Source organism: Micromonospora sp. NPDC049203, from assembly GCF_043197215.1.
GTDB lineage: Bacteria > Actinomycetota > Actinomycetes > Mycobacteriales > Micromonosporaceae > Micromonospora.
The window spans coordinates 216,575-240,725 of the sequence record NZ_JBICSV010000002.1 but is presented as its reverse complement, the minus strand read 5'-3'; the positions used below and the strand labels follow the sequence as shown (position 1 = coordinate 240,725).

Annotated in this window: 18 protein-coding genes; 16 read left to right on the top strand and 2 right to left on the bottom strand. The window is 73.8% G+C overall.

Going from position 1 to position 24,151, the window contains the following annotated elements; all coding sequences use genetic code 11:
- Nucleotides 1-147 precede the first annotated feature (147 nt).
- Entirely contained in the window at nucleotides 148-1,152 is a 1,005-nt protein-coding gene (locus ACGFIA_RS05750; RefSeq protein WP_357383028.1) for a LacI family DNA-binding transcriptional regulator, read from the bottom strand.
- 135 nt (nucleotides 1,153-1,287) lie between these two features.
- Between ACGFIA_RS05750 and ACGFIA_RS05745 the strand changes: the two genes are divergently transcribed.
- The 10 genes from ACGFIA_RS05745 to ACGFIA_RS05700 all read left to right on the top strand — a co-directional run bounded on the left by ACGFIA_RS05745 (nucleotide 1,288) and on the right by ACGFIA_RS05700 (nucleotide 16,043).
- Nucleotides 1,288-2,598, top strand: coding sequence for an extracellular solute-binding protein (locus ACGFIA_RS05745; protein ID WP_357383030.1), 1,311 nt, complete (start codon nucleotides 1,288-1,290; stop codon nucleotides 2,596-2,598).
- The gene (locus tag ACGFIA_RS05740) at nucleotides 2,595-3,593 is read left to right on the top strand and encodes a sugar ABC transporter permease (protein ID WP_357383032.1); all 999 of its coding nucleotides are present in this window, start codon (nucleotides 2,595-2,597) and stop codon (nucleotides 3,591-3,593) included. The genes ACGFIA_RS05745 and ACGFIA_RS05740 overlap by 4 nt, the downstream gene beginning before the upstream one ends.
- Entirely contained in the window at nucleotides 3,590-4,456 is an 867-nt protein-coding gene (locus ACGFIA_RS05735) for a carbohydrate ABC transporter permease (protein ID WP_357383034.1), read from the top strand. The genes ACGFIA_RS05740 and ACGFIA_RS05735 overlap by 4 nt, the downstream gene beginning before the upstream one ends.
- Before the next feature lie 39 nt (nucleotides 4,457-4,495).
- Nucleotides 4,496-6,820, top strand: a complete 2,325-nt coding sequence (locus ACGFIA_RS05730; protein WP_357467721.1) for a glycoside hydrolase family 3 N-terminal domain-containing protein — start codon at nucleotides 4,496-4,498, stop codon at nucleotides 6,818-6,820.
- A 205-nt stretch (nucleotides 6,821-7,025) separates the two neighbouring features.
- Nucleotides 7,026-8,135: a glycosyltransferase family 39 protein gene (locus tag ACGFIA_RS05725; RefSeq protein ID WP_357467718.1), complete on the top strand. Its 1,110-nt coding sequence runs from the start codon at nucleotides 7,026-7,028 to the stop codon at nucleotides 8,133-8,135.
- Between the two features lie 104 nt (nucleotides 8,136-8,239).
- Entirely contained in the window at nucleotides 8,240-10,108 is a 1,869-nt protein-coding gene (locus ACGFIA_RS05720; protein WP_393258849.1) for a glycosyltransferase family 2 protein, read from the top strand.
- Entirely contained in the window at nucleotides 10,102-11,256 is a 1,155-nt protein-coding gene (locus tag ACGFIA_RS05715; RefSeq protein WP_357467710.1) for a glycosyl hydrolase, read from the top strand. The genes ACGFIA_RS05720 and ACGFIA_RS05715 overlap by 7 nt, the downstream gene beginning before the upstream one ends.
- A 55-nt stretch (nucleotides 11,257-11,311) precedes the next feature.
- Nucleotides 11,312-12,193, top strand: a complete 882-nt coding sequence (locus ACGFIA_RS05710; protein WP_357383044.1) for a YwqG family protein — start codon at nucleotides 11,312-11,314, stop codon at nucleotides 12,191-12,193.
- A gap of 149 nt (nucleotides 12,194-12,342) precedes the next feature.
- The gene (locus ACGFIA_RS05705) at nucleotides 12,343-13,233 is read left to right on the top strand and encodes an alpha/beta hydrolase (RefSeq protein ID WP_357383046.1); all 891 of its coding nucleotides are present in this window, start codon (nucleotides 12,343-12,345) and stop codon (nucleotides 13,231-13,233) included.
- Nucleotides 13,234-13,355: 122 nt separating this feature from the next.
- Complete coding sequence (locus ACGFIA_RS05700; protein WP_357478617.1) at nucleotides 13,356-16,043, top strand: LuxR family transcriptional regulator; 2,688 nt, start codon at nucleotides 13,356-13,358, stop codon at nucleotides 16,041-16,043.
- Between the two features lie 59 nt (nucleotides 16,044-16,102).
- On the opposite strand, the gene ACGFIA_RS05695 is transcribed toward ACGFIA_RS05700, so the two are convergent.
- Nucleotides 16,103-16,861 (bottom strand): class I SAM-dependent methyltransferase, encoded by a 759-nt coding sequence (locus tag ACGFIA_RS05695; RefSeq protein WP_357478614.1) that lies wholly within the window; start codon nucleotides 16,859-16,861, stop codon nucleotides 16,103-16,105.
- 183 nt (nucleotides 16,862-17,044) lie between these two features.
- Between ACGFIA_RS05695 and ACGFIA_RS05690 the strand changes: the two genes are divergently transcribed.
- The 6 genes from ACGFIA_RS05690 to ACGFIA_RS05665 all read left to right on the top strand — a co-directional run bounded on the left by ACGFIA_RS05690 (nucleotide 17,045) and on the right by ACGFIA_RS05665 (nucleotide 24,140).
- On the top strand, nucleotides 17,045-19,324 hold the full coding sequence (locus ACGFIA_RS05690) for an FAD-dependent oxidoreductase (RefSeq protein ID WP_393258845.1): 2,280 nt from the start codon (nucleotides 17,045-17,047) through the stop codon (nucleotides 19,322-19,324).
- Nucleotides 19,321-19,641 (top strand): antibiotic biosynthesis monooxygenase family protein, encoded by a 321-nt coding sequence (locus ACGFIA_RS05685; RefSeq protein WP_357383054.1) that lies wholly within the window; start codon nucleotides 19,321-19,323, stop codon nucleotides 19,639-19,641. The genes ACGFIA_RS05690 and ACGFIA_RS05685 overlap by 4 nt, the downstream gene beginning before the upstream one ends.
- On the top strand, nucleotides 19,638-20,864 hold the full coding sequence (locus ACGFIA_RS05680) for a cytochrome P450 (protein ID WP_393258842.1): 1,227 nt from the start codon (nucleotides 19,638-19,640) through the stop codon (nucleotides 20,862-20,864). Before ACGFIA_RS05685 ends, ACGFIA_RS05680 begins: the two co-directional genes overlap by 4 nt.
- A 37-nt stretch (nucleotides 20,865-20,901) precedes the next feature.
- A complete protein-coding gene (locus tag ACGFIA_RS05675; RefSeq protein WP_357478605.1) occupies nucleotides 20,902-21,567 on the top strand; it encodes a TcmI family type II polyketide cyclase in 666 nt (221 codons plus the stop codon).
- 76 nt (nucleotides 21,568-21,643) lie between these two features.
- A complete protein-coding gene (locus ACGFIA_RS05670) occupies nucleotides 21,644-22,027 on the top strand; it encodes a DUF1622 domain-containing protein (RefSeq protein ID WP_357383058.1) in 384 nt (127 codons plus the stop codon).
- Between the two features lie 55 nt (nucleotides 22,028-22,082).
- Nucleotides 22,083-24,140, top strand: coding sequence for a heavy metal translocating P-type ATPase (locus tag ACGFIA_RS05665; RefSeq protein ID WP_393258840.1), 2,058 nt, complete (start codon nucleotides 22,083-22,085; stop codon nucleotides 24,138-24,140).
- Nucleotides 24,141-24,151: the final 11 nt, after the last annotated feature.

The window sequence follows — 24,151 nt, the reverse complement described above, 5'->3', positions numbered from 1 at the left end:
GAACGGATCGGCGGGCGCCCGGGTGGACGAAGCGGCTTCCGAAACTTCCGGTCTTCCTTCCGGAAGTAGCCCGAAACATTACGGACGCCGATAGCCGTCCGTCAATCACCTGGGCCCTGCGGGTGAGGCGGAGGGTGCGGTGGCGGGTCAGCGCAGCGGGCGGCAGGAGGCCCGGATGACCAGCTCGGTCGGGAGCTGGATGTGGGTGTCCCGCTCGACGCCGGCGATGAGGTCGATCAGCAGGCGCAGCGACTCGGCGCCCATGCGTTGCAGCGGCTGCCGGATCGTGGTGAGGGGCGGGTCGACAAGTGCCGACTCCGGGATGTTGTCGAAGCCGATGACCGACAGGTCGTCCGGCACGCGCAGGCCGAGGCCGCCGGCGACGTCCAGTGTGGAGATGGCCGAGAGGTCGTTGCCGGCGAAGATCGCGGTCGGCCGGTCGGGGAGGGCGAGCAGCTCGGCGGCGGTGCTGGCGGCGGTCTCGGTGCGGAACCCGCCCACTCGCACGAGCCGCTCGTCGACCGGCACGCCCGCGTCGGTCATCGCCTTGCGGAACCCGGCCTCCCGCAGCCGGGCCGACTCCAGGTCGGGCCGGCCGCTGATGTGCGCGATCCGCCGGTGCCCCAGAGACAGCAGGTAGTCGGTGGCCAGCATCGCGCCGGCGAAGTTGTCGGAGTCGACGGTGGGCAGGCCGGACGGGCCGGTGTGCGGGTCGACTGCCACCACGTGGAAGCCGTGCTTGGTCTCGACCACCGTCGGCGTCACGATCACCGCGCCGTCGATCAGCGTGCCGGAGAGCCGGGCCAGCGAGCGCCGCTCCCATCCGATCGCCGCGCCCTCGCCGTCCCCGCTGGAGTAGGCGAGCAGTTGGTACCCGCTGCCGGCGACCTCCCGGGACGCGCCCTTGAGCAGCTCGGTGGAGAACGGCTCGAACTCGGCGACCAGGATGCCCAGCACGTTCGTGCGGTGGCTGCGCAGGCTCTGCGCGCCCAGGCTGGCCTCGTACCCCAGCTCGTGGATGACCTGCTGGACGCGTTCGACGGTGGCCTGCGCGACGCCGTACCGCCCATTGACAACCTTGGATACGGTTGCCACCGAGACACCGGCCGTACGTGCCACGTCCGACATCTTGACGCGCTCCTGGAACACCACGCCGACGATGATAGAGGGCCCTTCCCGGTCTATCGAAGACGATGTCGAAAACGTTATCGATACCGATTGACTTCACGTTACGGCCCTGTAAAACTCCCCGGCAGGTAACCCGACTGAGTGGTCGAGGAGACATCTATGGCGATGAAGCGCCGTGCTGGTGCCGTCCTGGCACTGTTTGTGACAAGCGCTCTGCTGGCCTCCGCGTGCAGTGGTGGTGGCGAGGACGAGAAGGCCGCCGAGAGCGAGCTGTACAAGAACCCGGTGACACTGACCTGGTGGCACAACGCCTCGCAGGACGGCCCCGGCAAGACCTACTGGGAGAAGGTCGCCAAGGACTTCTCCGCGGCCCACCCGACCGTCAAGATCGAGATCGAGGCGATCGAGACGAACCAGCTCCAGCGCACCCGGCTCCCCGCCGCGCTGCTGAGCAACGACCCGCCGGACATCTTCCAGGCCTGGGGCGGCGGCGAGATGCGCGAGCAGGTCGAGGCCGACTACCTCAAGGACATCACCGACCAGGTGAAGAGCGAGGTCGCCGAGATCGGCAACGCCGCGCAGATCTGGCAGGTGGACGGCAAGCAGTACGGCCTGCCGTACCGGATGGGCGTCGAGGGCATCTGGTACAACAAGGACATGTTCGCGAGGGCGGGCATCACGGCGCCGCCGACCAGCATGGACGAGCTGAACACCGCGGTCACCAAGCTCAAGGCCATCAACGTCATCCCGATCGCGCTCGGCGCGGGCGACAAGTGGCCGGCCGCGCACTGGTGGTACAACTTCGCGCTGCGGGCCTGCTCGGTCGACACGCTGAAGAAGGCCACCAAGGACCGCGTCTTCGACGACCAGTGCTTCGTCAAGGCCGGCCAGGACCTCAAGGCCTTCATCGACACCAAGCCGTTCCAGAACAACTTCATCGCCACGCCGGGTCAGAACGACCCGACCAGCGCCAACGGCCTGCTCGCCAACGGCAAGGCGGCGATGGAGCTGATGGGTGACTGGAACCGCGGCACGCTGGACACCGTGGCCACCGACAAGGAGGCCCTGGGCAAGTTCCTCGGCTGGTTCCCGATGCCGGCGATCGCCGGTTCCGCCGGTGACCCGAAGGCGGCACTCGGCGGCGGTGACGGGTTCGCCTGCTCCAAGAACGCCCCGGCCGAGTGCGTCGAGTTCCTCAAGTACATCCTCAGCCCCGAGGTGCAGAAGGGCTACGCCGCCACCGGCACCTCCCTGCCCGTGGTCAAGGGCGCCGCCGACAGCGTGACCGATCCGGCGCTGAAGTCGATCCTCCAGGCCACCGCCGACGCCACCTACGTCCAGCTCTGGCTGGACACGGCGTTCGGCAGCACCGTCGGCACCGCGATGAACGACGCGGTCGTCGCGATCTTCGCCGGCAACGGGACACCTGAGAAGGTGGTCTCGGCCATGAAGGCGGCCGCAAGCAAGTGACGTCCGCATCGCAGACCCGTACGCCCGCCGTCGGCGCGCAAGCGCCGCCGGCGGGCCTCCGGCCCGGCGCACGGGCCGCCTCCCGCCGCGCCGAGACCCGTCGCAAGTGGTACGAGATCATCGGGCTGACCACACCCGCGATCGTCATCTACGTGATGTTCGTGCTGGTGCCGATGGGCTTCGCGTTCTACTACAGCCTGTTCCGCTGGCGGGGGGTCGGCCCGCCGACCGAGTACGTCGGCTTCCGCAACTACACGCTCGCCTTCCAGGATCCGATCTTCCTCGACGCGCTGCGCAACAACGCGATCATCGTGTTCGGGTCGCTGCTCATCCAGGGGCCCGTGGCGCTGGGCATCGCCCTGCTGCTCAACCGCCGCTTCCGCGGGCGCTCGGTCTTCCGCCTGCTGGTGTTCGTGCCGTACGTGCTGGCCGAGGTCACCGTCGGCATCATGTGGAAGCTGATCCTGACCGAGAACGGCACGCTCGACGCGCTGCTGCAGTCGATCGGGATGGGCGGCCTGGTGCAGGCGTGGCTGGCCGACCTGGACGTGGTGATCTGGACCCTGCTGTTCGTCCTCACCTGGAAGTACGTCGGCTTCGCCATCATCCTGCTGCTCGCCGGCCTGTCGAACGTGCCGCAGGAACTCAACGAGGCGGCGGAGATCGACGGCGCGAGCTGGTGGCAGATCCAGCGGCACGTCACGCTGCCGCTGCTCGGCCCCACCATCCGGATCTGGATGTTCCTGTCGATGATCGGCTCGTTGCAGGTCTTCGACATGATCTGGGTGACCTCGGTGCCCGCGGTGCGCTCCCTCGGCGCCTCGGCCACCATGGCCACGTACATGGTGGACAACGGCTTCTTCGCCCGGCTCTGGGGCTACGGCAACGCGGTCGCCGTGATCCTGTTCGTCATCTCGTTCGTCGCGGCGCTGCTGTTCCAGCGTTTCCTGCTCCGCCGGGACATCGAGGGCGCCATCACCCGGAAGGGGAAGTGACAGTGGCCGTGAACTCCGTACCCGCCCCCTCGGCCGGGCGCCGGCCGGTGCAGTGGAGCACGCCGCTGACGTACGCGCTGGCGCTCGCGGTCGCGGCCGTGTCGATCGCACCCGTCGTGTACGTCATCGTCGGCGGCTTCCGGACCACGCCGCAGATCGTGAACGACCCGGCCGGCCTGCCGGACCCGTGGGTCTTCGACAACTACTACCGGGTGCTGACGCAGAGCGGCTTCTGGAAGCAGGCGTTCAACAGCGCTGTGGTGGCGCTGGGCACCACGCTCGGTGTGGTGGTGCTCGGCATGGCCGCCGCGTTCGTACTCGCCCGGTACACGTTCCGGGGCCGCGAAGGGCTCTACACCTTCTTCACCCTCGGCCTGCTGTTCCCGGCCGGCGCGGCGATCCTGCCGCTGTACCTCATGCTGCGCGACCTCAACCTGATCAACTCCTACTACGCGGTGATCCTTCCGCAGGTGGCCTTCTCGTTGCCGCTGACGATCGTCATCCTGCGGCCGTTCCTGTCGGCCATCCCGCGGGAGCTGGAGGACGCGGCCGCCATCGACGGCGCCGGCCGGCTCGGCTTCCTCTGGCGGATCGTGCTGCCGCTGTCGCGGCCCGCGGTCGTCACCGTCGGCATCCTCGCGTTCGTGGCGAGCTGGAACGCGTTCCTGCTGCCGCTGCTCGTCCTCGGGGACGTCAACCTGCACACCCTGCCGCTGGGGGTGCAGAACTTCTCCAGCCAGTACACCACCGACACCGCGGGCGTCCTCGCCTTCACCTCGCTGGCGATGTTGCCGGCGCTGCTGTTCTTCACCCTCGCGGAGAAGCAGATCGTGGGCGGCCTCCAGGGCGCGGTCAAGGGCTGAGCGGCAGCGGTACCAGCACAACCAGTGGAAAGGCACACCATGACAGAGGTCCATGCGGTGGTGGACGGGCCGGCGCCGGCTCAGGCGGTTCCGGACCACGACCGGCCGGACGGGCACGACGCCGAGACGCGCGTACGGGAACTGCTCGCTCGCATGACGATCGAGGAGAAGATCGCGCAGCTCGTCGGGTTCTGGGAGAAGGAGGACGGCGAGGCGGTCGCGCCCCTGCAGGGCGAGTTCGCCGACACCGGCCGGCTCGACGACTTCTCCCGGCACGGGCTGGGTCACCTCACCCGCCCCTACGGCACCCGCCCGGTCGACGCCGCGGCCCGCGCGGCCTGGCTGTGGAAGTTCCAGCGGGACCTGGTGACCGGCACCCGGCTGGGCATCCCGGCGATCGTGCACGAGGAGTGCCTGACCGGCCTGTCGGCGTGGAAGGCGGCCACCTTCCCGACGCCGCTGGCCTGGGGTGCCGCGTTCGACCCGGACCTGGTCGCCGAGATGGCGTCGGCGATCGGGGCCTCGATGCGCGCGCTCGGCATCCACCAGGGCCTGTCCCCGGTGCTGGACGTGATCCGGGATCCGCGGTGGGGCCGGGTCGACGAGTGCATCGCCGAGGACCCCTACCTCGTCGGCACCATCGGCACCTCGTACGTGCGGGGACTCCAGTCGCAGGGCGTGCTCGCCACGCTGAAGCACTTCGCCGGCTACTCCGCCTCACGGGCCGGGCGCAACTTCGGCCCGGTGCACGCCGGCCCCCGGGAACTCGCCGACGTGCTGCTGCCGCCGTTCGAGATGGCGATCCGGGACGGCGACGCGCGCAGCGTCATGCACTCGTACGCGGAGGTCGACGGCGTGCCGGTCGCCGCCGATCCGACGATGCTCACCGACCTGCTGCGGGACCGGTGGGGCTTCGACGGGACGGTGGTGGCCGACTACTACGGCGTCGCGTTCCTCAACCTGCTGCACCACGTCGCGGCCGACAACGCCGAGGCCGCGGTGCAGGCGCTGAGCGCGGGCGTCGACATCGAGCTGCCCACCGGCGACGCCTACCTGACCCTGACCGAGACGGTGCGGGCCGGCAAGCTGGACGAGGCGCTGGTCGACCGGGCGGTGCTGCGCGTGCTGCGGCAGAAGCAGGAACTCGGGCTGCTCGACGCGACGTTCGACGACGAGCCGCCGGGCGCGATCGACCTCGACTCGCCGGAGCACCGGGCGATCGCGCGTCGGCTCGCCGAGGAGTCCGTCGTCCTGGTCGCCAACGAGGGGGTGCTCCCGCTGCCGGCGGGCCGCCGGGTGGCGGTCGTCGGCCCGAACGCCGACCGGCAGGGCGCGTTGTTCGGCTGCTACTCGTTCCTCAACCACGTGCTGGCCCACCACCCGGGCGTGGAGACCGGCTTCGAGGTGCCGACCGTGCTGGAGGCGGTCCGCGCCGAGCTGGGCGCCGACCGGGTCACCTTCGCGGCCGGCTGCGAGGTGGACTCGGCGGACCGGTCCGGGTTCGACGAGGCGGTCGCCGCCGCGTCCGCCGCCGACGTGGCGGTCCTCGTGGTCGGCGACCACGCCAGCCTCTTCGGCCGGGGCACCGTGGGCGAGGGGTGCGACCGGGACGACCTGGAGCTGCCCGGTGTGCAGCGCCAGCTGGTCGAGGCGGTGCTGGACACCGGAACGCCCGTCGTGCTGGTGCTGCTCACCGGCCGCCCGTACGCGCTGGGCTGGGCGCTGACCCGGTGCGCGGCGGTGGTGCAGACGTTCTTCCCCGGCGAGGAGGGCGCCGGCGCGATCGCGGGCGTGCTCTCCGGGCGGGTCAACCCGTCCGGCCGGCTGCCGGTCAGCCTGCCCGGCCCGGCCGGCGCGCAGCCGTACTCGTACCTGCACCCCGAGCTGGGGGAGGGCATGAACGGCACCAACCTGCCGGCGACGCCGGTGGCGCCGTTCGGCCACGGGCTGTCCTACACCACGTTCGCGTACGCCGACCTGACCGTGCCGGCCGAGGTGCCGACCGACGGGGAACTGCGGGTGTCGGTGCGCGTGACGAACACCGGCCCGGTCGCCGGTGACGACGTGGTGCAGCTCTACGGCCGCGACCTGGTCGCCTCGGTGACCCGGCCGGTGGCGCAGCTGCTCGGCTACCGGCGGGTGCGCCTGGAGCCGGGCGCCTCGGTCACCGTCGAGCTGACCGTGCCCACCACGCGGCTGGCGCTCACCGACCGCGCGCTCAGCCGCGTGGTCGAGCCCGGGGAGGTGGACGTCTGGGTCGGCACGAGCGCCAGGCGCGACGCTCAGGCGCGGACGACGCTGACCGGCGAGACCGCCGCGATCACCGCCGACTCGCCCCGCTGGACGACCACCGCTCTCCGCTGAGCCGGGCCCGCCGGTCGTCCACGGGGCGGCCGGTGGGCTCTTTCAGCTCATATTGGCGTTATGTCGTTTTCGACTCAGTAGGCTCCAGGATGTCACCCAGCCCGTGAGCCGGGACGTCCGGCGCCGCCCGCCATCCGCGGGCCGCGTCCGCCGTCCGGCCGGCTGGGCCCCGGTCGCCGGCACCCACAGGGATGCGTGAGTCACGATGATGGACGCGGACACCATGGTCCTGCCCCGGCTCGGGGACGCCCCGGTCGAGGACCCGTGGGGCGAGGACCGGCCGCGCCGGGCCACCCCCCGGTCCGCCACCGCCGCGCAGGCGTGGTGGCGCATCGCGGCGTGGCTGGTGCCGGCGGCGCTGATGGGCGCGCTCGGCGCCGTCCGGATCACCGCGTCGGGACCGAGCGCCGGAGAACTGGTCACCCGGAGCGCGGTCACGTCGCCCCGGCCGGGCGTCGGCGCCGCGCTGACCGGTGACGATGTCGCACTCGCGCCGTACCACCTGCTCATGCGCGGCTGGGCGGAGCTGGCCGGAGTGGCGGACCTCGCGCTGCGCGTACCGTCGCTGCTGGCCATGGCCGGCGCCGCGGCGCTCGTCGGCGCGCTCGCCGCCCGGATCGCCACCCCCGCCGCCGGCCTGCCGGCCGGGGTGTTCTTCGCGGTGCTGCCGACCTCGATCCGGTACGCGCGGGAGGCGCAGCCGTACGCTCTGGCGGTCCTCGCCGCCGTGCTCGCCACCTGGCTGCTGCTGCCCGCGCTCGACCGGCCGCGCCCGCGGCGGCTGGTGCCCTACGCGGGCGCGGTGCTGCTGCTGGGCCTGTGCCAGCCGGTGGCGCTGCTGCTGCTCGCCGGGCACGGCTGGGTGGTGCTGGCGTTCCGCCGTCGTGCCGCCGTCCGCTGGCTGGCCGCCGTGGCCGCCGGACTGCTCCCGGTCGCCGCGCTGCTCGCCGTCGGCCTGCGCGCCGGCGGGCACCTGGCGTCCGGCGTGCGACCCGGTGCCGCCGTGCTGGCGGCCACGCCCGGGGATCTGTTCGGCGTCGCCGCGCTCGGTGGCGTGCTGGCCGGGCTGGCCCTGTTCAGTCTGCCGTTGCGGTACGCGGCGGCGGCCTGCACCGCCTGGGCGCTGGTGCCGGCGCTCGGCCTGCTGGCGCTGGCGCAGGTCGTGCCGGTCTGGTCGGCGGTGAACCTGCTGTTCACGGTGCCGGCCTGGGCGGTGCTCGCCGGTGTCGCCCTGTCCCGGGCGCGGGCCGCCGGCACCCTCGCCGTGCCGGCGCTCGTCGCGCTGCTCGCGGTGGCGGCGCAGCTCCCGTCGTGACTGTCGACGAACGGGCGATGTCTGCCTGATTCGCCTCTTTTGCGGTTGATTGTCGGGTTAGCGTTCGGTCGGCTCCTGAGCCGGATGCAGACCATGGGGGAAACGTGGCCGTCGCCGCCGATACACGCCCGTCCCGCGCCACGACGGCCGGGACGCCGGGCGCCCGCCCGACCGCGCCCGCCCCGCCCGGGGCGCCCGCCGACCCGGACCGCCGGCAGCGCAACGTCGACGCTCGCGTGGCGTACGCGCGCTGCGGCGCCACCGCCGGGCCGCTGCGCCCGCCCCGCCGCCCCGACGCGGCGGTCGAGTTCCGCCCCACCGCCTCGGTAGCCGCGCGGCTGGTGCTGACCGTGCTGGTGCTTGTCAACAGCGCCGCCGGCCTGATCTTCGTCGGTTGGCTGCTGCTGCCCCGGCACGTGCCCGGCCCGGGCGTCGTCGGGCTCGGCGGCTGGCAGACGGCCGCCGCCCGGCTCGCGTTCTGCGTCGTCGTCGGCATCGAGCTGATCCGCCTCGCGCAGAACGTGGTGGTCTGGGTGTTCGCCTTCCACGCCCGGGACCCGGTGCCGGTCGACCCGCCGGTCGGCCTGCGGGTCGCCCTGCTCACCACGATCGTGCCGAGCAAGGAGCCGATCGAGGTCGCCGAGCGGACGCTGCGCCGGCTCCGGGAGATCGTCTACTGCGGGCACGTCGACGTGTGGATCCTCGACGAGGGCGACGACCCGGCGGTCCGGGCGATGGCCGCGCGGCTGGGCGTACGCCACTTCACCCGCAAGGGCCGGCCCGAGTACAACCGGCCCGGCGGCGAGTTCCGGGCCCGGACCAAGTCCGGCAACCACAACGCCTGGCGGGCCGAGCACGAGCACCGCTACGACGTCGTCGCGAACGTCGACCCCGACCACGTGCCACTGCCGAACTTCCTGGAACGCACGCTCGGCTACTTCCGCGACCCGGACGTCGCGTTCGTGGTGACCCCCCAGGTGTACGGCAACATGCACCAGAACTTCGTCGCCCACGGCGCCTCCGTGCAGCAGTACCTCTACAACGGGCTGATCGCCCGGGGCGGCAACGGCCTGGACGCGCCGCTGCTGACCGGCACCGGGCACCTCTACCGCCCGGCGGCCTGGCGGACCGTCGGCGGCTACCAGGACTCGATCATCGAGGACCACCTCACCAGCATCCGCGTGCACGCCGCCGTCAACCCGGCCACCGGCAACCGGTGGAAGGGCGTCTACACCCCGGACGTGGTGGCGCTCGGCGAGGGACCGACCTCCTGGGCGGACTACTTCAACCAGCAGAAGCGCTGGGCGGCCGGGATCTGCGAGATCCTGCTCCGGCGCGAGATGCGCACGCCGCGCGACCTGCCGTCGCGCCGCCGCTGGCAGTACCGGCTGCTCCAGTTCTACTACCCGAGCGTGGCGGTGAGCCTGCTGCTCGGCAACGCCGCCACCGCGCTCTACCTGCTCACCGGCGTCGACGCGGGCCGGCTCGACCCGCAGGTCTGGGCGACGCTGTGGGGTTCCACCATCGGCACCTGGTTCCTGCTCTGGCTGTGGCTGCGCCGCTTCAACATCGCCCCGCACGAGCGGGAGGAGGTGGGCATGGCCGGCATGGCGCTCGCACTGTTCGCCGGACCGGTCTACGTGGCCGCCGCGGTGGGCGCCCTGCTGCGCCGCAAGCTCGGCTTCGTGGTCACCGCCAAGGGCGCGCTGCGCACAGTGGAGTCGGCGCGCACGTTCCGGCTGCACCTGTGCTGGGCGCTCGCCGCCGCCGGACTGCTCGCGGCGAGCTTCGCGCTGGGTCACGACTACCCGCTGCTGCGGGTCTGGCCGGCGCTGACGCTGCTGACCGGGCTCGCCCCACCCCTGATCTCCTGGGCGGAGAGTATGCGGGCCCGCCGGGTCCGGGCCGCCGACATGGCCCGGGAACCCCAGGTGGTGCCCCGGACCGTGGCCGAGGGTGGTGTGCCGTGCTGAGGCCGACGCTGCCCCGGGTGGGCCTGGCGCTGGGCGGGTTGCTGCTGCTCGCGTACGCCTTCGTGGTGGCGCCCGGCGCCTGGCGCGACCCGGGCACGGACGTCGCGGCGCGACGGCCCGCCCCGGCGACGCCGCAGGCCAGCACCGACGCGCCGGCGGCGATCGTGCCGAGCCCGCGCGGCGGCCCGTTCCCCCCGGCCGGGCAGGCGTTCTTCGGGGTGATGACCGACAAGGGACCGTACGACTTCGCGCCGGTGGACCGGTTCGCCGAGGCGGCCGGGCGGTCGCCGCAGGTGATGCTCTTCGGCGCGGACTGGGCGTCGGCCGCGTTCGACCGCAGCCTGTTCGACCGGATCGCCGAGCGGGGCATGATGCCGATGCTCGGCTGGGAACCGTGGGACCACACGGTCGACCGGGCGGCCCGTCGTACCGCCCTGACCGACAGGCAGATCGACCGGCTCCGCGCCACCCAGCCGGACTACCGGCTGGCCCGCGTCGCGCGCGGCGACTTCGACGCGTACCTGCGCTCCTGGGCCGACGGCGTCCGGTCGCTGGGCTATCCGGTGGCGATCCGCTTCGCGCACGAGATGAACGGTGACTGGTACCCCTGGTGCGAGCGGGCCAACGGCAACCGCCCCGGCGACTACGTCCGGGCCTGGCGGCACGTGCACGACGTCTTCGCCGAGGCCGGCGCCACGAACGTCACCTGGGTGTGGAGCCCGAACGCCCGCTGGGACAAGACCACAGCGGGGCTCACCGGCCTCTACCCGGGCGACGGGTACGTCGACTGGGTCGGTGTCACCGGCTACTACGGCAGCGGCGCGTTCACCAAGACGTACTGGTCGTTCGACCAGATCTTCGGCCCGACGATCGCCGAGATCCGCAAGGTCACCGGCAAGCCGCTCGTGGTCACCGAGACCGGCGCCGCCGACGCGGCCGGGCACAAGGCCCGGTGGATCCGGGACACGTTCCGCGCCCTGCCCCGCTATCCGAACCTGATCGGGCTGATCTGGTTCGAGGTGGACAAGGAGAAGGACTGGCGCATCGCCGGCTCGCCGGCGGCGGCGACCGCGTTCGCCGAGGCGGTGGCCGGCCGGCGCTACGACGTGACCTGGTCACCTGCGGCGCGGCCGCGCGCCGGGCCCTGATTCCGCCCGCGCCGGGCACACTCCATGTCGGACGGTGCGGCTACTCTCCTCGATCATGAACGAGAGAGATCAATTCCGGCGGGCGGCGATCGAGCGGGGTGTGCCCGAGGACGAGGTGGCCCGCTTCGCGGAGCTGATCCGGTTCCAGATCCACGCCTGCCAGCGCGAGGAGGGTGTGCACGTCGGGCGGCGGGGCGGGCGGCCGCGGCTGCCGGTGGGCATGCCGTGGCCCACGTGCTCGGAGGGTTTCCCGTTGCCGTTCCTGCTCCGGCTCGACTGCGCGGCGCTGCCCCGGGTTCCCGACCTCGCCCTGCCGGCCGACGGCACGCTGCTGTTCTTCCTCGACCAGGAGAGCGCACTGGACGCCTGCGGCACCGAGCCCGAGCAGGAGTTCGCGCGGGTCGTGTACGTTCCGGCCGGCGCCGAGACGGTGGACGGTGAGTACGTCGTGCCCGCCGACACCGAGATGGAACCGTTCCTCGCCCCCGAGCACGAGATGTACGCGGGGCTCCAGGCGGAGCTGCCGGACTGGCTCGACCGTTCGGAGGAGTGGCTGTGTGACACCCAGATCCAGCTCCTGCGCGACATGCCGCACCGCAAGGAGATGAAAGCGCTGGTCGAGCAGCTCTGGCCCGAGCGGAACTGGTGGCTGGCGGAGGACGTCTTCGTCGGCGGCTACACCATCTCGGCGCAGGACCCGCCCGAGTCGATCATGATGGACCCGGAGCGGGTTCAGCAGGCGAGGTCTCTGCCCCGCGCGGAGCGGATGGTGGCCCGGTACGAGGAACAGCAGCGGGTGATGCGCGAATGGGTGCCGCTGGCCCAGTTCGGCGTGCCGGACGAGGAGTACGTCAACGCGCGGTTCCTGATCCGCCACGAGGACCTCGCCGCCCGGCGGTTCGACAGGGTGCTGTCCTTCTGCGAGTTCACCGAGTGACAGCCGGAGCGGGCAGTCGTCCGCCGTGCGTGTCACGGCCGGGTCACCGTCCGGTGCCGGGGGACCGGTGATTTCGCCGATGCGCGCGGGTCGACAGGGCGCGGATGCTGACGCATGTCGATGTAATTCCGGCGCAAGGAGTGACCGACGTGCCCACCACCATCCGTTCCCGTACCCCCGTCCGTGCCCTCGCCCGTCTCGCCGTGGCGGCACTGCTCGCCACCGGCGGCGCCCTCGCCGTGCCGGCCGCGGCGAGCGCCGCCAGCCCCTACGAGCGCGGCCCGGCGCCCACTAACGCCATCCTGGAGGCCAGCCGCGGCCCGTTCGCCACCTCGTCGACAAACGTCTCCTCGCTGAGCGTGACCGGCTTCGGCGGCGGCGTCATCTACTACCCGACCAGCACCGCCGAGGGCACCTTCGGCGCGGTCGCCATCTCGCCCGGCTACACCGCCTCCTGGTCGAGCCTGAGCTGGCTCGGGCCACGGATCGCCTCGCACGGCTTCGTGGTGATCGGCATCGAGACCATCACCCGGCTGGACCAGCCGGACAGCCGGGGACGCCAGCTCCTGGCCGCGCTGGACTACCTGACCCAGCGCAGCTCGGTGCGCGGCCGGATCGACACCTCCCGGCTCGCCGTGGCCGGGCACTCGATGGGTGGCGGCGGCAGCCTGGAGGCCGCGGCGGCCCGGCCGTCGTTGCAGGCCGCCGTCCCGCTCGCACCGTGGAACCTGGACAAGACCTGGTCCGACGTACGGGTGCCGACGCTCATCATCGGCGGCGAGACCGACAGTGTGGCGCCGGTGGCGACCCACTCGATCCCGTTCTACAACAGCATCCCGTCCTCCTCCGAGAAGGCGTACCTGGAGCTGGACGGCGCGAGCCACTTCTTCCCGCAGACGGTGAACACGCCGACGGCGAAGCAGATGGTGGCCTGGCTGAAGCGGTTCGTCGACGACGACACCCGCTACGAGCAGTTCCTCTGCCCCGGCCCGAGCGGGTCGGCGATCGAGGAGTACCGCAACACCTGCCCCAGCGCCTGAGCCCGTCCGCTCCGGGGTGGTCGCCACGGCGACCACCCCGGGAGCGTGTCCGCCTCTTTTCCGGCGGGTTGCCCATCTGTGACACTGCATGAATGGTTTCTGCATCGACAGTGCATATAGCCTTGTGGGGACGGGACGACGAGTGCGACGCGATCCGCCGGCTCCTCGACCGCGACGACGGCGGCGCGCTGCTGTTCCACGGGCCGCCCGGCTCCGGGCGCAGCTCCCTGCTGGCGTACGCCCGCAGGTCGGCGGGGGAGCGCGCCGTGCTCACCGGCACCGGCCTGGCCGACGAGGCGACACTGCCCTACGCCGGGCTGCACCGCCTGCTCGACCCGGTGCTGGACGCGGACGCGGCCCTACCGGCGCGGCAGCGCCGGCTGCTGCGCCGCGCGCTCGGCGGCGACGGGTGCCCGGCCGAGCAGCGACTGGCCCTTGCCGCGGCGGTGCGTTCCCTGCTCGCCGCGGTGGCAGCGGACCGGCCGCTGCTGTGCACTGTGGACGACCTCGACACCGGGGATCCGCAGAGCGCCTGGACGCTCGCCGTGGTGGCTCGCCGGCTGCGCCGGCTGCCGGTGGCGCTGCTGCTGACCGCGACCGCCCCGGCCACCGTCGACGGCGTACCGGCCCACCGGCTGCGTCCGCTGGACGCCGGCGAGTGCCGGGCGATGCTCGCCGGGCTCCGGGACCGCCCGCCCGCGCCGGTGGCCGCCGCGCTGGCCGCGCTCAGCCGGGGCAGCCCGGCCGCGCTCGCCGACCTGGCCGGCGCGCTCACCCCGGCCCAGTGGCGGGGCGAGGCGCCGCTGCCCGGCACCCCGCCGGTGGACGGCGCGCTCGCCGCCTCGTACCGGGCCCGTCTGGACCGGCTGCCGGTCCCGACCCGGCGGATGGTGTTGCTGGCCGCGCTCGACCCCGGCGACGACCCGGGCACGCTGGTCCGGGCCGCGTGGGCGGCCGGCCTGACTGTCGAGGCGCTCGCCCCCGCCGAAGCCGCCGGCCTGCTGCGGACCGGGCCCGGCGGGGCCACGTTCCCGCACCCGCTCGCCCGCACGATGATCACCGCCGTGGCGCCGCTCGCCGACCTGCGCGCGGCCCAGCTGCTGCTGGCCGGCACGCTCGCCGAGGGCCCGCTGGGCCGGGCGCTGCGCCACGCCACCGCCGCCGACTGCCCGTCCGACGTGCTCGCCGCCGAGCTGGCCTCGGCTGTCGACGAGGTACCGGACCGGGCCGCCGCCGCGATCGTGCTGCGCCGCGCCGCCGAGCTGAACCCCGACCCCGGGCGCGCCGCCGAGCTGACGATCGCGGCGGCGCGCTGCGCCTGGACCGCGGGCGACCCGGACCACGCCCGGGGACTGCTGCGGGGCCTGACCGCCGGGCCGGGGGCCGGCGGCCGGGCCGACCTGGTGCGCGGCGACATGCAACTGCGCTGCGACGCGCCCGCCGCCGCGGTCGCCACGCTGCTGGCCGCCGCCGACGCGGTCGCGCCGGCCGACCGGCGGGCAGCGCTGCTGGCGCTGGTCCGGGCCGGCGAGGCCATCTGCGTCACCGGCGACCAGTACCGGTATGCCGAGGTGGCCCGCCGGGCCGAGGCCCTGCGGCGGCCCGGCGACCCGCCCGGCCTCGACCTGCTGGCCACGTTCGCCTCAGGCGTCGGGGCGACGCTGCGCGGCGACCACGCGCGCGGCGGCCCGGCGCTGCGCCGCGTGGTCGTCCTCGGCGGCCGGCTGACCGGGCCCGCGCTCACCCCCGGCGCGCTGGTCTGCGCCGCCGCGGCGGCCCTGCTGGTAGCGGTGGACGCGCCCGCGCACCGGCTCGCCGGCCGCGCGGTGGAGCTGGCCCGCTCGCGCGGCGAGCTGTCCCTGCTGCCCCGGGCGCTGGAGCTGCGGGCGGTCGCGGAGTACTGGCTGGGCCGGCACGAGGCCGCGGCGCAGACCGCCCGCGAGGGCGTGCGCGCGGCCCGCGCCACCGGTCAGCACGTGTGTGCCCAGGTGCACCTCGGCATCCTCGCCGTGCTGGCGGCGGTACGCGCCGACCGGGACGCCGCGCTGGCCCGGATCGCCGAGATCGGGGACGGGGCCGCCCCGGGGAGCCGGCCGGACGCGTACGCCAGGTGGGCCCTCGGCGTGCTGGACCTGATCGACGGCCGGTACGCCGACGCGGCGGCCCGGCTGTCCGCGCTGGCCCGCACCGGCACCGGCCGGGGTCAGGTGCTGGTCCAGGTGATGGCCACGCCGTACCTGGTGGAGGCCGCCGCGCACGACGGCGGGCGACCGGCCGCCGCGCTGGCGGTGTTCGACCACTGGGCCAGCAGTACGGCGAGCCCGTCGCGGCGGGCGCTGGCCGCGCGCTGCCGGGCGCTGCTCGCACCGCGCGGCGGCCCGGAGGCCGAGCGGGAGTTCCACGCGGCGTTGCGGCTGCACCCGGCCGACACCGACCCGTTCGAGCGCGCCCGCACCGAGCTGCTGTTCGGCCGCGAGCTGCGCCGGCGGCGCCGCCCCCGGGACGCCCGGGCGCACCTGCACCGGGCCCGGGAGGCGTTCACCCTGCTCGGTGCCACCGTCTGGGCCGACCGGGCGGGCGAGGAACTGCGCGCGGCGGGGGAGTCGGTCGGGCCGGTCCGGCGCGGCCCGGAGCAGTTGCTGACCGGGCAGCAGCTGCACATCGCCCGGCTGGTCGCGGAAGGAGCGACCAACCGGGAGATCGCCACCCGGATGTGCCTGTCCACCCGGACCGTCGACCACCACCTGCGCAACGTCTTCCACCGGCTGGGCGTGCGCTCCCGTACCGAGCTGGCCCGCCTGCTGGCCTGACCGCACGCCGCCGTCGGGCACCCGCGTGGCGCCGGGCCGGGCCCCGCGACCCGCCGGGCTCAGCGCAGCGCGGCCACCGCCGCGTCCGCGCCGCCGCGCCAGAGCACGCCGGCCTCGGCGAACCCGGCCGCGCGCAACGCGTCCAGGTGCCACGCCGCCGGCGGGCTCCACTCCGGGCTGTGCCCGGTCGGGTAGATCTGCCGCCGCTTCTCCACCAGCGGCCCGAGCAGCGGGTCGCCGGCCGCCTGCGCCCACCAGTCCGGCCAGGACAGCGCAGCGCCGGCCCGGTGCCGGGCGTCTCGTCGTGCCTTCGCGCGAGCGCCGATAAGGGCGGTGAGCGCCGGCATCGTGTCGTCGGGCATGTGGTCGGCGTTGACGAACACGCCGCCGGGCCGCAGCACGTCGCGGATCTCGCGGTACAGCTCCGCCAGGCGCGGACCGTCGAGCCAGTGCAGGGCGGTGGCGGTGAGCACGGCGTCGTAGTCCCGGTGCGGCAGCGCGGCGGCCCAGTCGGACCGGTTGAGGTCGGCGGTCACCACGGTGGCCCGGCCGGCCAGCGCCGCTTCGGCGAGGGTGAGCAGCACCGGGTCGAGGTCGAGCACCGTCACCTCGGCGTCGGGCCGGCGGGCCAGCGTCCGCAGGCTGATCGACCCGGTGCCGCCGGCCAGGTCGAGCACCCGGGGCGGCCGGTCACCGGCGACCGCCTCGACGGCGTCGAGCATCGCGTCGAAGCGGTGCTCCCGGTCCGGTATGAACGTCTCCTGCTGCCGGTCCCAGCTCTCCTGCCAGGCGCGTACGTCCAGATCGTAAGGAGTCATGCCGCTGACGATAGTTACCGCAGGGGATCCCTGTCGAGGCTTGTTGCCAAACTTTTGCAATAAGCCGTGACCGTCCCGGCGGCGTCACCGGGACCGGACCCGGGGCGGGGCGACGGTGACGAGCGGGTGACGCGCGCTGCGGCAGGGTCGCGGCACGACGACGGCACCGTCCGAGGGGGCTGCATGATCAGAACGATGCTCCGGCTGCGCGCGCGCCCCGGCTGCGAGCCCGCGGTCGGACCGGCGTTCGAGACGGTCGCCGGGCAGCTCGGCGCGCTGGCCGGCAACCTGCGGCACGAGCTGCTGCGCGACGCCCTCGACCCGCGCGGCTTCGTCGTCGTCACCGAGTGGACCGACGAGGTGGCGCTGCGCGCGTACCGGCGGGGGCCGGTGGCCGCCCGCCTGGCCGGCCTGCTCCGGCCGTTGACCGAGCCGGACGGCGACCCCGGGTATCCGCTGATGCGGGAGACCGGGGACGGCGACGGCCCGGTCTACGTGGACGTCGAACTGACCGTGCCGCTCGGCCGGCTCGCCGAGTTCCACAAGGGCTACCCCGAGGTGGTCCGGCGGATGGCCGCGATACCCGGCTACCGCCGTGAGCAGTTGCTGCGCGAGCCCGGCTCCGACATCCACCACATCTTCGCCGAGTGGGACGGCGCCGCGCCGTTCCTCGCCTGGATCGGTGACCCGGCCCACGCCTCCGCGCAGGCCGGGCCGATCGCACCGTTCCTTCTCGACATCCGGCGCCGGCTGTTCCACGTCGTGCCTGACGCGGACGGCCGCCGACACCCCACCACGGGCTGGGAGGCCGACGTGCACAGGACAACACACGTACTCGTCGTCGGGGCGGGACCCACCGGGCTGACCGCCGCCGTCGAACTGGCCCGGCGGGGCATCGACTGCCTGGTGATCGACAAACAGCTCACCCCGCCCGGCCACGCGGACAAGGCGATCGGCGTGCACTGCCGCACCATGGAGATCTGGGAGGAGCAGGGCGTCGTCCGGGAGGCGATGGACGCCGGCATCTGGCTCACCGGAAACATGGTCTTCGTCAACGGCACGCAGACCCACCGGATGAGCTGGGAGCTGCCCGGCCTGCCGTACGCCCACCTCGGCCTGCCGCAGTACGAGACCGAGCGGATCCTCACCGACCGGCTGGCCACGCTCGGCGTCCGTCCGCGGCGCGGCGCCGAACTGATCGACTTCACCCAGGACGCCGACGGCGTGACCGCCACCGTCCGCACCGCCGACGGCGCCACCGAGACGGTACGCGCGGCGTACCTGGTCGGTGCCGACGGCGCGCACAGCCGGGTACGGGAACGGCTCGGGCTCACCTTCACCGGCGGGCTGGGCCGGTTCCCGCAACTGTTCATGCTGGTGGACGTCGACGTGGACTGGGAGATGCCGGACGGGCACCTGCTGCGGTTCCTGCACATGACCGACGGGCAGATGGACGGGATGCTCGTCTGCGTGCCGCTGCGCGGCGAGCACCGCTACCGCATCGCCACCCTGGCCCCGCCCCGGTTCTTCGCCCAGACCGGCGGGCGCGACGCCCCGCCCGGCTTCAGCGAGGAACTCGACGAGCCGACCATCGCCGACGTGCAGGCCGCGCTGGACCGCCTCGCGCCGCCCGGCACCCGGGCGACCAACCTGCGCTGGTCGTCGGTGTTCCGGATCAGCCACGGCATCGTCGACCGCTACCGCGACGGCCGCGTGTTCGTCGCCGGGGACGCCGCCCACCTGCACCCGCCGGCCGGTGGCCAGGGCATGAACACCGGCATCCAGGACACCTGGAACCTGGCCTGGAAGCTGGCCCTCGCGGTACGCGGGCTCGCCGCGCCCGGCCTGCTGGACAGCTACGAGACCGAGCGCCGCCCCGAGGGCGAGGAGATCGTCGGCCGGGCGGTACGGATGGCCGGCACCGAGGAGGTGGACCGCGCCGACCTGGAACGGCAGTTCCTCCAGGAGATGTCCATGCTGCTCAGCTACACCGGCAGCCCACTGGTCGGGGAGACCGTCGCCGACCCGGCCGCGCTCGGCGACGCCCCCCGGCCCGGTGACATCGCGCCCGACGTGGACGGGCTGCGACGGCGCGGCGTGGGCCACCCGCTGCGGCTGCGCGACCTGACCCGGGGCACCGGCCACACACTGCTGCTCTACGCCGACCGCACGGCCGACGCGGGGGAGCTGGCCGCGTTCACCGGCCTGTGCGCCGACGCGCGCCGGCTCGCCGGCGGGCAACTCGACGCGTACCTGCTGCTCGACCCGGAGGCGGACGAGCCGCGACTACTCGACCCGCCCGTGGTGCGGGACGCCGAGCGCCGCTTCCGTGCCGCGTACGGGCTGGACGGCACCGGCCTGTACCTGATCCGCCCGGACGGGCACGTCGGGTTCCGGGGCGCCCCGGTCGACCCGGACGCGCTGCGCAAGCACCTGCACCTGGTGTTCGGGAGCGCGAGGTGAGCCGGGTCCGGACGGTGCTGTCGATGCGGACCCGGGAGGGCTGCGAGGAGCGCTTCGAGGCCGAGTGGCTCACCGCCGCCGAAGAGATCCGCACGCTCGACGGCTGCCTGCACCAGGACCTGGTCCGCGACGCCGACGACCCGCGCAGCTATCTGATCATCAGCGACTGGGCGGACCGGGATCGGCTCGACGCGTTCGGCCGCAGCGCGCACCGGGACCGGCTGCTCAGCATCATCCGCGAGTTGCGCGAGTCCGCCGACCGGCACACCTACCAGGTGCTGCACAGCGTGGCCGGCGAGATGGGGGAGAGGCGATGACCGACGACGTGGTGCCGGCGGGCGAGCTGTACACCGACGCGTTCGCGGCCGACCCGTACCCCGCGCTGGCCCGGCTGCGCGCGGACCGGCCGGTCTGCCCGGTCGGCTCGCCGCGCTTCGACTCCTGGCTGATCACCCGCTTCGACGACGCCCGCACCGCGCTGACCGACCCGCGCCTGTCCAAGGACCTGTACGGCCCGGGGCAGCACTACCTGAAGATCTTCGGCCCGAACTCCGAGGGCCTGAACCGCAACATGCTCAACTCCGACCCGCCCGAGCACACCCGGCTGCGCCGGGTGGTGTCGCAGGCGTTCGCGCCCCGGCGGATCGAGGCGCTGCGCCCCCGGGTGGCGTCGATCGTCGAGCAGCTCATCGACAAGATGGCGCCGCACGGCGAGGCGGACCTGATGCACGAGTTCGCCATCCCGCTGCCGATGACTGTCATCTGCGAACTGCTCGGGGTGCCGCCGGCCGACCACGACCGGGTGCTCGACTGGACCCAGGTCATCCGCACCTCCGGCTCCAGCAGCCGGCCGCCGGCCCAGGAGCGCGCGGCGGTGCAGGAGGCCCAGCTACGGCTGCACCACTACCTGGCCGGGCTGGTCCGGGCCAAGTGCGACGACCCGGCCGACGACATCATCGCCGCGCTCATCAAGGCGGTCGACCAGGACGGGACGCTGTCCGAGGCGGAACTGGTCACCACCACGTTCCTGCTGCTGTTCGCCGGGCACCAGACCACCGCCGACTTCCTGGGCAACGCCGTGCTGGCGCTGCTCACCCACCCCGAGCAGATGGAACTGCTGCGCGACTCGCCGCGCCTGCTGCCCGCGGCGATCGAGGAGCTGCTGCGCTTCGACGGGCCGCTGCCGGTGGCCAGCCCGCGCATCGCCACCGAGGACGTCGACTACCAGGGCGTACGCATCCCGCGCGGCGCGATCGTCGGGGTGGCGATAAACGCGGCCAACCACGACCCGGCCCACTTCGCCGACCCGGACCGGCTGGACGTGCGCCGGGTCCGGGGCCCGCACCTCGGGTTCGGGCACGGCGTCCACTACTGCCTGGGCGTCTCGCTGGCCCGGATGGAGGCCGAAATCGCGCTCGGCGCGCTGCTGCGCCGGCTGCCCGGCCTGCGCCTGGGCGTACCGCTCGCCGAGGTGCGCCGGCTTCCCGCCGCCTCACCGTTCCGCGGCCTGCTGGAACTGCCTGTCACCTTCACCGCCTGACGGCGCCGCCGTCGCGGCTCATCACCAAGGAGCAGTCATGGTCTTCCGCAACGTGATCGTCTGTCACATGGTCCCCGGCAGCGAGCAGATCGTCGGCGGCGTGTTCGGTCACTACGACCAGGCCACCCGCCCGCAGGACCTCGGCGTCATCGGCCGGTACCTGCTGTCCCACCACGACCTCTACCTCCACGTGATCGAGCGGGAGCAGGACCCGCGCATCTCCGGGCAGACCCGGGGGCTGCCCGCCTTCCAGAAAATCGCCGAGGAGATCGGCCCATACGTGACCCCGTACCCGCGCTACTGGAAGAACCCGTCGGACTCGGTCGCGAAGGAGTTCTACCACTGGGCGCCCGAGGGCGAGCCGCCCGCCGACACCACGCTCACCGTGATCGTCGGGCGGATCAAGCCCGGCGCCGAGCCGGACGTGGCCCGGGTCTTCGCCGAGTCCGACGCCGGGTCGCTCCCGGCCGACCTCGGCGTCACCGGCCGCTGGCTCTACTCGATCGACGACGTCTACGTGCACCTGCTCGAACAGGAGACGTCGGCGGCCGAGGCCACCCGGGACCAGCACGGCGACAAGCCCGCCTTCGGCAAGGTGATGCGGGACCTCGGTCCGTACATCGAGCCGTACCGGCCGGAGAAGTGGCAGGGCCCGCAGGACTCCGTGGCCACCGTCTTCTACCGCTGGCAGGCCCAGGACTGAGTGCTCCCGTCGCCCGGGAGCGCGGAAACGCCGCCCCCGCGACCGGCCGTACGCCAGGCTGGTGCGGGGGTGCCGGGTGCCGACGAAGGAGATCGTCCAGCACGTCGGGGCGCTGCTGGACCTGGCCGGGGTGCTCGTCATCGCGGTCGGCGTCGCGGTCGCCACGGCGGTGTTCGCGGCGCGCTGCGCCCGGACCCGGGCGGTGGTGGCGCACTACCGGGCGTACCGGCAGGGGGTCGGCCGGGCCATCCTGCTCGGCCTGGAGTTCCTGGTCGGCGGCGACATCATCCGTACGGTCGCGGTGTCGCCCACGTTCACCAGCGTCGGCGTGCTGGCGCTGATCGTGCTGGTCCGCACGTTCCTCAGCTTCTCGCTGGAGGTGGAGCTGGACGGCCGCTGGCCCTGGCAGGGCCGGACGCCCACCGACCGGCCGAGCGTCGGCGCCCACCCGCAGCGCTGACCGGGCGCCGCCACTTACCCCCAGGGGGTATGGTGGTCGGCGGAGGTGACGCCCGATGGAGCACGGACCCGGTCACGACACCGGCCACCACGGCGACCACGCCGGCGGTCACGGCGCGCACGCCGGGCACGACCCGGAGCAGTTCCGCCGCCGGTTCTGGCTGAGCCTGGCGCTGACCGTGCCGATCGTCGCCACGAGCCACATGGTGATGGACTGGTTCGGCTACTCGCTGGACTTCCCCGGCGTGCGCTGGGTCGGCCCGGTGCTCGGCACCGTGGTGTTCGCCTACGGCGGCTGGCCGTTCCTGACCGGCGGGCTGCGTGAGCTGCGCGAGCGTGCCCCCGGCATGATGCTGCTGATCTCGATGGCGATCGTCGTCGCGTACCTCGCCTCGGCCGCCACCAGCCTCGGCCTGTTCGACCTGGACTTCTGGTGGGAGCTGGCCGCGCTGGTCACCATCATGCTGCTCGGCCACTGGCAGGAGATGCGGGCGGTCGGGCAGGCGCGTGGCGCTCTCGGTGCCCTCGCCGCGCTACTGCCCGACGACGCCGAGCGCCTGGACGACGCCGGGCGGCCGCATCCGGTGCCGGTCGGCGAGCTGCGGGTGGGCGACCTGGTGCTGGTGCGCCCCGGCGGGCGGGTGCCGGCCGACGGGCGGATCGTCGAGGGCGCCGCCGAACTGGACGAGTCGATGATCACCGGGGAGTCGCGGCCGGTCGCCCGCGCCGCCGGGGACCGGGTGGTCGCCGGCACCGTCGCCACCGACTCCACCCTCCGGGTACGCGTCGAGGCAGTAGGCGCGGACACCGCGCTGGCCGGCATCGGGCGGCTCGTCGCCGAGGCGCAGGCCTCCGGCGGGCGCGCGCAGGTGCTCGCCGACCGGTTCGCCGCGCTGCTGTTCTACCTGGCGGCGTTCGCCGGCCTGGCCACGTTCGCGGTCTGGGCGCTGCTCGGCGACCCCGACCAGGCGGTGGTACGCACCGTGACGGTGCTGGTGATCGCCTGCCCGCACGCGCTCGGCCTGGCGATCCCGCTGGTGGTGGCGCTGTCCACAGCGTTGTCGGCCCGCGCCGGCATCCTGGTCAAGGACCGGCTCGCGCTGGAGCGGATGCGCACCGTCGACACGGTCCTGTTCGACAAGACCGGCACGCTCACCACCGGCCGGCACACGGTGACCGGGGTGGCCACCACCGGCGGGCTGGACGAGAACGTCGCCCTGGGCCTGGCCGGCGCGGTGGAGGCCGACAGCGAGCACCCGCTGGCCCGGGCGCTGGTCGCCGCCGCCGACGCCCGAGGCGCCCGTCCCGCCGCGCGCGGCTTCCGGGCGCTGACCGGCCGGGGCGTGCGCGCCACGGTGGACGGCGTGGACTGGGCGGTCGGCGGGCCGGCGCTGCTGCGCGAGCTCGACGCCCCGGTGCCGGACGACCTGGCCCGGGCCGCGCGGGAGTGGTCGGGCCGGGGCGCCGCGGTGCTGCACCTGATCCGGCTGCCCGAGGGCGGCCCGCCCGAGGTGACCGCCGCGTTCGGGCTGGAGGACCAGGTGCGCCCGGAGGCGCGGGCCGCCGTGGCCGAGCTGCGCGACCTCGGCGTGCGCAAGATCGTGATGATCACCGGCGACGCGCGCCCGGTCGCCGAGGCGGTCGCCGCCGACCTCGGGTTCCGGCCCGGTGTCGACGAGGTCTTCGCCGAGGTGCTTCCCGCCGACAAGGACAAGGCGGTGGCCGAACTGCGCGAGCGCGGGCTGACGGTGGCGATGGTCGGCGACGGCGTGAACGACGCGCCGGCGCTCGCTCGCGCCGACGTCGGGCTGGCCATCGGCGCGGGCACCGACGTGGCGATCGAGTCCGCCGGGGTGGTGCTGGCCGGCTCCGACCCGCGCGGCGTGGGCGGCGTGATCCGGCTGTCCCGCGCCTCGTACCGGAAGATGCGGCAGAACCTGGCCTGGGCGGCCGGCTACAACGTGGTGGCGATCCCGCTCGCCGCCGGGGTCCTCGCGTGGGCGGGGATCGCGCTCAGCCCGGCGCTGGGCGCGGTGCTGATGTCCGCCTCCACCATCGTGGTCGCGCTCAACGCCCAACTGCTGCGCCGGGTCCGGATCACGCCGTCCGACTGAGCCGCAGTTCC